The following is an 8,959-nucleotide window of genomic DNA, read 5'->3' as shown; positions in this document are numbered from 1 at the left end:
GCATATGCCTTTGCACTTGCAAAGGCTTTTCTTACGCCTATTTTATAATAATATTTTATTGCACTTAGGTTCGTAACACTCAACCCAAACTACGGCGCTATAATTTACTTCTGCCAGCTAAAGGCTGAAAGCTTACCGCTAAAAACTGCTCTAAACGTAAAAAGCCCCAGCTAATGCCGGGGCTTTTCATAAAACAGACTTAATTAAAAATTAAGCTTGTTTTGGACGTTCAACAACATCTACCAAAGTCCAAGATTTGTTCTTAGAGATTGGAGCGCATTCACGGATAGTAACTACGTCACCCGCTTTTGCAGTGTTATTTTCGTCATGTACGTGTAACTTAGTCGTACGTTTGATGAATTTCCCATAGATTGGGTGCTTCACGTAACGTGCGATAGCAACAGTGAAAGATTTTTCCATCTTGTCGCTGATTACACGGCCTTGAAGAGTACGAATTTTATCGCTCATTATTGACCTGCCTTCTGGTTAATAATTGTTTTTACACGCGCGATATCGCGACGTACTGTTCTTAGCGTGTGTGTCTGAGCTAACTGACCAGTGCTTGCTTGCATGCGCAGGTTAAACTGCTCACGAAGAAGACCTAGAAGTTCAGCATTTAGCTCTTCTACGCTTTTATCTTTTAGTTCGCTTGCTTTCATCACATTACCGTCCGAGTTACGAAAGTTGTTTTGAATGGCAGTTTACGAGCAGCAAGGTTAAACGCTTCACGAGCAAGCTCTTCTGAAACACCTTCCATTTCGTAAAGTACTTTACCAGGCTGAATTTCAGCAACCCAATATTCAACAGAACCTTTACCTTTACCCATACGAACTTCAAGAGGTTTTTCTGTGATCGGCTTGTCAGGGAAGACACGGATCCAGATTTTACCTTGACGTTTCACGTGACGCGTCATAGCACGACGAGCTGCTTCGATTTGACGAGCAGTCATGCGGCCACGACCAGTAGCTTTCAAACCGAAAGTACCGAAGCTTACTTTGTTACCGTTTTGCGCTAGACCACGGTTGCGGCCTTTATGCATTTTACGGAATTTTGTACGTTTTGGCTGTAACATTACTCGCTACCTCTACTTAGCACTTTTTTTGGCTTTCTTTGGTGCGCGTTTAGCTGGCTTCTCTTGCTCTTGTACTAGTGGTAAACCACCAATAACTTCGCCTTTGAAGATCCAAACTTTAACACCAATGATACCGTAAGTGGTTAAGGCTTCAGAAGTTGCGTAGTCGATATCAGCACGAAGAGTATGTAGAGGTACACGACCTTCACGATACCATTCTGAACGTGCGATTTCTGCGCCGCCAAGACGACCGCTAACTTCAACTTTAATCCCTTTAGAACCGATGCGCATTGCATTTTGTACCGAACGCTTCATAGCGCGACGGAACATAACACGACGCTCTAGCTGAGAGGCAATGCCGTCTGCTACTAGTTGTGCATCTAGTTCTGGTTTACGTACTTCAGAAATATTAATCTGAGCAGGTACACCAGCGATTTTAGTTACCGCTTGACGTAATTTTTCTACGTCTTCGCCTTTTTTACCGATAACAACACCCGGACGAGCCGTGTGAATAGTTACTCGGATAGATTTTGCTGGACGCTCAATAACGATTTTAGACACAGAAGCCGCTTTTAATTCCTTAGTAAGGAATGTACGTACTTTGTGATCGCCAAAAAGCTGTGCAGAGAAATCTTTTGAATTCGCGTACCAGGTAGAAACCCAAGGTTTAGATATACCTAGGCGAATACCAGTAGGATGAACTTTTTGTCCCATTACTTATATCTCCTAGCTATCTGAAACCACAACAGTGATGTGGCTTGTACGCTTAAGGATGCGGTCTGCGCGTCCTTTAGCACGTGGCATAATACGTTTCATTGTTGGACCATCGTCCACAAAAATCGTTGTTACACGTAGCTCATCAATGTCAGCACCTTCGTTATGCTCTGCGTTAGCAATAGCAGACTCAAGTACTTTCTTAACTAATACAGCCGCTTTTTTCGGGCTGTACGCCAGGATTTCTAGTGCGCGATCGACAGGTAACCCGCGGATCTGATCTGCAACTAGACGCGCTTTTTGCGCCGAACCAGAGGCGAATTTATGTTTAGCTAATGCTTGCATTTATCTTCCCCTCTTAACGTTTCTTCGCTTTCTTATCCGCAGCATGGCCACGGTAAGTGCGAGTTGGTGCAAATTCACCTAGTTTGTGACCGATCATTTCGTCAGAAACGAAAACTGGTACATGCTGGCGACCATTATGGACAGCAATGGTCAATCCGATCATGTTAGGTATGATCATTGAACGACGGCTCCAAGTTTTAATTGGCTTCTTTTCACCGCTTTCCAAAGCTTTCTCTACCTTCTTCAGCAAGTGTAGGTCTATAAAAGGACCCTTCTTGAGAGAGCGTGGCATGGCTATTCCTCAATATTACTTAGTACGACGACGTACTATAAATTTATCCGTACGCTTGTTCTTACGCGTCTTAGCACCTTTAGTCGGCTTACCCCATGGAGACACAGGATGACGACCACCAGATGTACGACCTTCACCACCACCGTGTGGGTGATCAACCGGGTTCATGGCAACACCACGAACTGTCGGACGAATACCACGCCAGCGATTTGCACCTGCTTTACCAAGTGAACGAAGCATATGCTCAGCATTGCCTACTTCACCTAGTGTCGCACGACAATCAGATTCAACTTTACGAACTTCGCCTGAACGAAGACGTAATGTTACATATTGACCATCACGTGCAAGGATTTGAACGTATGCACCAGCAGAACGTGCAATTTGAGCACCTTTACCTGGTTTAAGTTCTACGTTGTGAACAGTCGAACCTACAGGCATATTACGCATAGGTAATGCATTACCAGGTTTGATTGGTGCATCAACACCAGACTGGATTGCATCGCCAGCTTTTAAGCCTTTTGGTGCGATAATGTAACGACGCTCACCGTCTGCATATAATACAAGAGCGATGTTTGCGCTACGATTTGGATCATATTCTAAACGCTCAACAGTGGCTGGAATGCCATCTTTAGTACGTTTAAAATCGATTAAACGGTAATGTTGCTTATGACCACCACCGATATGACGAACCGTAATACGACCATTGTTATTACGACCACCTGATTTAGAGTTTTTCTCTAATAGTGGTGCGTAAGGTTTACCCTTATGTAAATCTGGGTTAACCACTTTAACTAGGTGACGACGACCCGCAGAAGTTGGCTTACACTTTTGAAGTGCCATAATTCTAACTCCCCTTATTACTCGGCGCCGCCGACAAAGTCCAGCTCGCTACCTTCTTTAAGAGTAACGTAAGCTTTCTTCCAGTCGCTACGACGACCGAAACGCATGCCAGTACGTTTTGTTTTACCCTTAACATTAAGTGTGCGAACACCAGTTACTTCTACTTCAAAAAGCTTCTCAACTGCCGCTTTAACTTCAGCTTTAGTTGCGTCATTTGCTACTTTGAAAACAATCGTGTTGTTTTCTTCAGCAGCGATTGTGCTTTTTTCAGAGATGTGTGGAGCAAGGATCACTTTTAAAAGACGTTCTTCACGGATCATGCTAGCGCCTCCTCAAGTTGCTTAACAGCAGCAGCTGTAATTAGTACCTTGTCGAAAGCAATTAAGCTTACAGGATCGATACCAGCTACATCACGTGTGTCAACCTTGTACAGGTTACGTGCCGATAAGAAAAGATTTTCATCTACTTCTTCAGTCACGATAAGAACATCTTTAAGCTCAAGTTCTTTAAGCTTAGCAACTAGTTCTTTAGTTTTTGGTGCTTCAAGACCAAAACTCTCAACAACGATTAAACGCTCTTGACGAACTAATTCAGATAAGATGCTTTTGATCGCACCGCGGTACATTTTACGGTTTACTTTTTGGCTGTGGTCTTGTGGTTTAGCTGCGAAGCTAACGCCACCTGAACGCCAAATTGGACTACGGATTGTACCAGCACGTGCACGGCCAGTACCTTTTTGAGCCCATGGTTTTTTACCACCACCGCTTACTTCAGAACGTGTCTTCTGAGCACGAGTACCTTGACGAGCACCTGCTGCGTATGCAACAACTACTTGGTGTACTAATGCTTCGTTAAACTCACGTCCAAAAGTAGCTTCAGAAACTTCAAGAGCGCCAGAAGCGTCTTTAATTGCTAATTCCATCACTAAATCTCCAGGACTTATGCTTTAACAGCTGGTTTAACGATAACGTCACCGCCGATAGCGCCAGGTACTGCACCTTTAACTAAAAGCAGGTTACGCTCAGCGTCAACGCGAACTAGTTCAAGGTTCTGAGTTGTTACTTGCTCATTACCCATTTGACCGGCCATTTTTTTACCTTTAAACACCTTACCAGGTGATTGGTTTTGACCGATTGAACCAGGAGCACGGTGAGATAGAGAGTTACCATGTGTAGCGTCTTGCATGCTGAAATTCCAGCGCTTAACACCACCTTGGAAACCTTTACCTTTAGAAGTACCGGTTACGTCAACTTTGTTGATTTCGTTGAATAATTCAACCGTAAGCTCTGCGCCTACTTCAAAATCGCCTTCACCACCATTTAGGCGGAATTCCCACAGACCGCGACCCGCTTCAACACCAGCTTTAGCGAAGTGACCCGCTGTTGCTTTGTTTACACGGCTTGCTTTTTTAGTGCCTGCGGTTACTTGAAGCGCGTTATAACCGTCTGTTGCGTCAGATTTGATCTGAGCAATGCGGTTAGGAGTCGCTTCAATAACTGTCACAGGGATAGATACACCATCTTCAGTGAAGATACGTGTCATACCCACTTTACGACCGACTAGACCTAATGCCATTTTCCTAAAACCTCTCTAATCTTCCGATTAACCCAGGCTGATTTGAACATCAACACCAGCAGCAAGGTCTAAACGCATAAGTGCGTCTACAGTCTTGTCAGTTGGTTCTACGATGTCGATCAGACGTTTATGGGTGCGGATCTCGTACTGATCACGCGCGTCTTTATTAACGTGCGGTGATGTAAGTACAGTAAAACGTTCAAAGCGTGTAGGTAGTGGAATTGGACCACGTACTTGTGCGCCAGTGCGTTTCGCAGTTTCCACGATTTCCGCCGTTGATTGGTCAATCAAACGGTGGTCAAAAGCTTTTAGGCGAATACGAATGCGTTGATTTGACATTCTTAAACCTCAATATAAAGAGCATTTAAAGAGCATAAAAAAACGACCGAAACAATCTTAATAATTAAGATGCCGGTTGTTAGATTATATCTACGTTGAGTTCCAAATCGGAACTCCTGTTTATTAGCTTGAAATCCAAGCTTAATTTATTCTTTCTTGTTCCCGAGGGAATTTTGAAAGCCTGCGTATTATAATGATGCTGGTGATAAATGCAACAACTATTTAGACATAATTGCTTTGCAATTGTCGTTTAAATAACAGTCAAGTTTAACAATAGTGAACGTAATGGAAGTGATGATGTCACTATAATGTCATAGCTTGTCGATTAATCTGCAGAGGATCTTTTAGATAATATGTTATCCTATGCGCTAATTTTGCTGTTATATACCCATATTGGTTTGGGTAACTACTCTCTTATGGTGAGTCAATGCGTATTTTAAATTATGGTTTAAATCTTATCTCTGGTGGTATTAGCCGTTTGTTTGTTAAAAGCAAAGTACTGCCTGAAAAGCCGTTAGAGCAATTTGAGTTAAACCCTAAAAACCCGACCTTTTATATAGTGCGTTTAAATTCACGCTTTGATTTAGCGGCACTCGCGCGTGTATGTAAACGAAATGGCTTGCCCGACCCAACCGAGCAGCAAGTGTTAGGTGACCAAGCGTTAGATCGTTTTATTGGCATTAAAAACCCACCACCGTTATTTGGTAATAAAGAAAAGCCTACCAACGCATTAGATCAGGGCAAGCAAATCATTGAACACTTATTAAATAGTGGCCAAAAAAATGTGCAGGTTGTGCCTGTGACTATTTTATGGGGCAGAGCGCCGGGTAAAGAGAAGCCAGGACTGAGTACTTTACTTTCGCACTCACTTACGCCCAGCTGGTTTAGAAAAATATTTGTTGTACTTTTTTCAGGTAGAGACAACTTTATTCGTTTTAGCCAACCACTCGATTTATCACTATTGGTGAACGAAAAAGCCGATGTAAATGAGCTTCCGCATAAACTACTTCGCGTAGCTAGAGTACACTTTAAGCGCCAGAAGCTGGCTGCCACAGGGCCTAAAATCCCATCTCGAGATCAATTATTTAGCTCACTACTGGCATCCCCAACGATAAAAAAAGCGATTCAAACTGAAGCGTCTGAAAAAAATATTAGCCAAGCCCAAGCGCGACAAAACGCATTAAAGCTTCTTGATGAAATTGCTGCTAATTACAGCGACGCCACCATTCGCGTTGCCGATCGCATATTAACCTGGCTTTGGAACAAGCTGTATAATGGGATTGATATAAAGTACACCGAGCAAATCCATGACCTAACCAACAAAGGCCATGAAATAATCTACATGCCGTGTCATCGTAGTCATATGGATTACTTGCTACTGACCTACTCTATTTACCATCAAGGGCTTGTTCCACCGCATATCGCAGCGGGTATTAACTTAAACTTTTTCCCAGCCGGTGGCATATTCCGCCGCAGTGGCGCGTTTTTTATTCGCCGCTCGTTTGCTGGTAACAAACTTTACTCAGCGGTATTTAAAGAATACTTAAGCCAGTTATTTATCAAAGGTTACTCGGTAAAGTTTTATACCGAGGGTGGGCGCAGCAGAACGGGACGTTTACTACCCCCTAAAACCGGCATGCTCGCAATGACAATGCAAGCCATGTTGCGCGGTATAGACAGACCTATATCTATTGTGCCGGTATATATTGGTTACGAGCACGTCATGGAAATAAACACCTATTTAAAAGAGCTGGCTGGGAACGATAAAAAAGGCGAGTCGATATTAGGTATTTTTAAAGCGATTAAAAATTTAAAAAACTATGGTCGTGGTTATTTAAACTTTGGCGACCCTATTTCTATCAATCAGTATTTAAATGATAACCAGCCTGACTGGCGTGAATCAATTCATGCAACCGATGTGCAAAAACCACAATGGTTAGGGCCGCAGGTGGCTAATCTTGCTGATCAGGTTATGGTTAAAATTAACAATGCCGCCGCACTTAACTCTGTTAACTTACTGGCGATGATACTGCTGGTAAACGATAAGCAGGCATTGAGTAAGCCAAAGCTGTTAGCTCAGCTTGAGTTTTACTTACGATTGCAACGTGAAGCCAGCTATAGCAGTAAAATAACCGCACCAGATGAAACACCAGAGCAGCTACTTGAACATGCCTTAAAACTTAACAAGTTTGACGTGATCAGTGATGAGTTTGGCGAAATAATTGCGATAAGCGATAAAGAAAAAACCTTATTCAACTACTACCGTAATAACATTTTACATATTTTTGCGGTGCCTAGTTTAGTGGCGCTGCATTTATTTAAGCAACATCAAAGCACCGTAACTCAGTGCCATCAGCTGGTGAAATCTTTTTATCCATTGTTTGCTAAAGAGTGGTACTTGCAAGAGTTAGATGAGAGCTACGTTACTCGTATTTTAACTAACTTTAGTGATCAAGGCTTAATTGCGCTTGATGGTGATAACATTAAAGTGACTCAAAATAACGATAGCTTTGCCAAACTCGAAATGCTCGGTCGTGCATTGAGCTTTACTTTGCAACGTTATGCGATTGTGATTGGCTTTATTCAAACCAGCCAAGGGATTGAAAAAGCAGAGCTTGAACGTGAAAGCTATGTGTTGGCACAGCGTTTGGGTACGTTACATGGTATTAAAACGCCGGAGTTTTTTGATAAGAAGGTACTTAGTAGCTTTATTTCAAACCTACGCGAACAAAAGCTTATTAGTGAATCTGATACAGGCTTACAAGGAAGCCAAGAGCTGTGCGAGACCTACAAGCAACTGCAAACACTGTTGCCAGCACGTATTTGGCAATCAATTACTGACATTGTTCACGCTCAATGTCAGTAACATACTCTTATTATCCACTGTATTGAATTAACTCAATATAGTGGATTTTAAAGAGTTAGCGCTGGCGCATTACCCCTTCTTGAATCGTCGAGGCAACTAAATTTCCTTGGCGGTCAAAAAACTGCCCACGTACAAGCCCTCGTCCCGAACTCGCGCTTGGGCTATCAATGGTATATAACATCCAATCATCCATTCTAAATGGACGATGAAACCACATAGCATGATCTATGGTCGCTACTTGCATATTCGGCTGCATAAACGACACACCATGTGGCTGCAGCGCGGTTGGTAAAAACTCAAAGTCAGACGCATACGCCAATAAGTAATTATGAATACGTTGATCGTCCGGCATATCGCCATTGGCTTTAAACCAAATATGTTTTACCGGTTCTAGGGCTTCAGGTTTAAAGGGGTTATGAAAGTTCACCGGGCGCATTTCAATCGGCATTTCACGAATAAACTTATTACGGATTGCTTCAGGAATATGCTGTGCATTTTCTTGATAAAACTCTAACGAAGAACGCAGTTCTTCAGGAGCTGGAACATCAGGCATGGTTGCCTGATGCGATAACCCTTGCTCTTCACCTTGAAACGACGCTGTCATGTAAAAAATAGGTTTACCGTACTGAATCGCACTGACACGTCGAGTGCTAAAACTTTTACCATCACGTATAGTTTCTACATCGTACACAATCGGTTTTGCAGCATCGCCTGGGCGTAAAAAGTAAGAATGTAATGAGTGAACAATTCGCCCCGCTGGCAGTGTTTCTTTGGCTGCTGAAAGCGCTTGCCCCATAACTTGACCGCCAAACACCGCTCTAAAACCTAAGTCTTGGCTTTGTCCTCGGTATAAACCTTGTTCAATTTCTTCAAGTGATAACAACGACAATAAATCATCTAATACTTGGCTCATTAT

At 42.8% G+C, this 8,959-nt stretch carries 13 protein-coding genes; 1 reads left to right on the top strand and 12 read right to left on the bottom strand.

Translation table 11 applies throughout. The features are described from left to right. Positions 1-210: 210 nt before the first annotated feature. Genes rpsQ through rpsJ form a run of 11 tightly spaced genes read right to left on the bottom strand, consistent with a single transcriptional unit; the run spans position 211 to position 5,177 of the window. Positions 211-468, bottom strand: a complete 258-nt coding sequence (gene rpsQ, locus ND6B_RS13820) for a 30S ribosomal protein S17 (protein WP_013463780.1) — start codon at positions 466-468, stop codon at positions 211-213. Continuing rightward, positions 468-659, bottom strand: a complete 192-nt coding sequence (gene rpmC, locus ND6B_RS13825) for a 50S ribosomal protein L29 (RefSeq protein ID WP_004588692.1) — start codon at positions 657-659, stop codon at positions 468-470. The genes rpsQ and rpmC overlap by 1 nt, the downstream gene beginning before the upstream one ends. Next, positions 659-1,072 carry a 50S ribosomal protein L16 gene (gene rplP / locus ND6B_RS13830; protein WP_008108352.1) on the bottom strand — a complete coding sequence of 138 codons (414 nt, stop codon included), beginning with the start codon at positions 1,070-1,072 and terminating at the stop codon, positions 659-661. Before rplP ends, rpmC begins: the two co-directional genes overlap by 1 nt. Positions 1,073-1,084: 12 nt before the next feature. Then, positions 1,085-1,786: a 30S ribosomal protein S3 gene (gene rpsC, locus ND6B_RS13835; protein ID WP_008108350.1), complete on the bottom strand. Its 702-nt coding sequence runs from the start codon at positions 1,784-1,786 to the stop codon at positions 1,085-1,087. Positions 1,787-1,798: 12 nt separating this feature from the next. Beyond that, positions 1,799-2,131: a 50S ribosomal protein L22 gene (rplV, locus tag ND6B_RS13840; RefSeq protein ID WP_004588690.1), complete on the bottom strand. Its 333-nt coding sequence runs from the start codon at positions 2,129-2,131 to the stop codon at positions 1,799-1,801. A gap of 13 nt (positions 2,132-2,144) precedes the next feature. After that, positions 2,145-2,423: a 30S ribosomal protein S19 gene (rpsS, locus tag ND6B_RS13845; protein WP_004588689.1), complete on the bottom strand. Its 279-nt coding sequence runs from the start codon at positions 2,421-2,423 to the stop codon at positions 2,145-2,147. Between the two features lie 15 nt (positions 2,424-2,438). Next, complete coding sequence (gene rplB, locus ND6B_RS13850) at positions 2,439-3,263, bottom strand: 50S ribosomal protein L2 (RefSeq protein ID WP_007376192.1); 825 nt, start codon at positions 3,261-3,263, stop codon at positions 2,439-2,441. A 17-nt stretch (positions 3,264-3,280) separates the two neighbouring features. Next, positions 3,281-3,583 carry a 50S ribosomal protein L23 gene (gene rplW, locus ND6B_RS13855; protein ID WP_008108343.1) on the bottom strand — a complete coding sequence of 101 codons (303 nt, stop codon included), beginning with the start codon at positions 3,581-3,583 and terminating at the stop codon, positions 3,281-3,283. Then, positions 3,580-4,185 carry a 50S ribosomal protein L4 gene (gene rplD / locus ND6B_RS13860; protein WP_008108340.1) on the bottom strand — a complete coding sequence of 202 codons (606 nt, stop codon included), beginning with the start codon at positions 4,183-4,185 and terminating at the stop codon, positions 3,580-3,582. Before rplD ends, rplW begins: the two co-directional genes overlap by 4 nt. 17 nt (positions 4,186-4,202) lie before the next feature. Next, a complete protein-coding gene (rplC, locus tag ND6B_RS13865; protein ID WP_008108338.1) occupies positions 4,203-4,838 on the bottom strand; it encodes a 50S ribosomal protein L3 in 636 nt (211 codons plus the stop codon). Positions 4,839-4,865: 27 nt separating this feature from the next. Then, a complete protein-coding gene (rpsJ, locus tag ND6B_RS13870) occupies positions 4,866-5,177 on the bottom strand; it encodes a 30S ribosomal protein S10 (RefSeq protein ID WP_002957900.1) in 312 nt (103 codons plus the stop codon). Positions 5,178-5,604: 427 nt separating this feature from the next. Between rpsJ and plsB the strand changes: the two genes are divergently transcribed. Next, positions 5,605-8,043: a glycerol-3-phosphate 1-O-acyltransferase PlsB gene (gene plsB / locus ND6B_RS13875; protein WP_033102925.1), complete on the top strand. Its 2,439-nt coding sequence runs from the start codon at positions 5,605-5,607 to the stop codon at positions 8,041-8,043. Between the two features lie 55 nt (positions 8,044-8,098). Here the strand turns inward: plsB and tesB are convergent, their stop codons facing one another. Then, positions 8,099-8,956, bottom strand: a complete 858-nt coding sequence (gene tesB / locus ND6B_RS13880) for an acyl-CoA thioesterase II (RefSeq protein ID WP_010391943.1) — start codon at positions 8,954-8,956, stop codon at positions 8,099-8,101. Positions 8,957-8,959: the final 3 nt, after the last annotated feature.

This window comes from Pseudoalteromonas sp. ND6B (genome assembly GCF_000764215.1).
In the GTDB taxonomy this organism is placed as follows: domain Bacteria; phylum Pseudomonadota; class Gammaproteobacteria; order Enterobacterales; family Alteromonadaceae; genus Pseudoalteromonas; species Pseudoalteromonas tetraodonis.
Note: the sequence above shows the minus strand (reverse complement) of the source record. Positions and strands in the feature narration are given on the sequence as shown.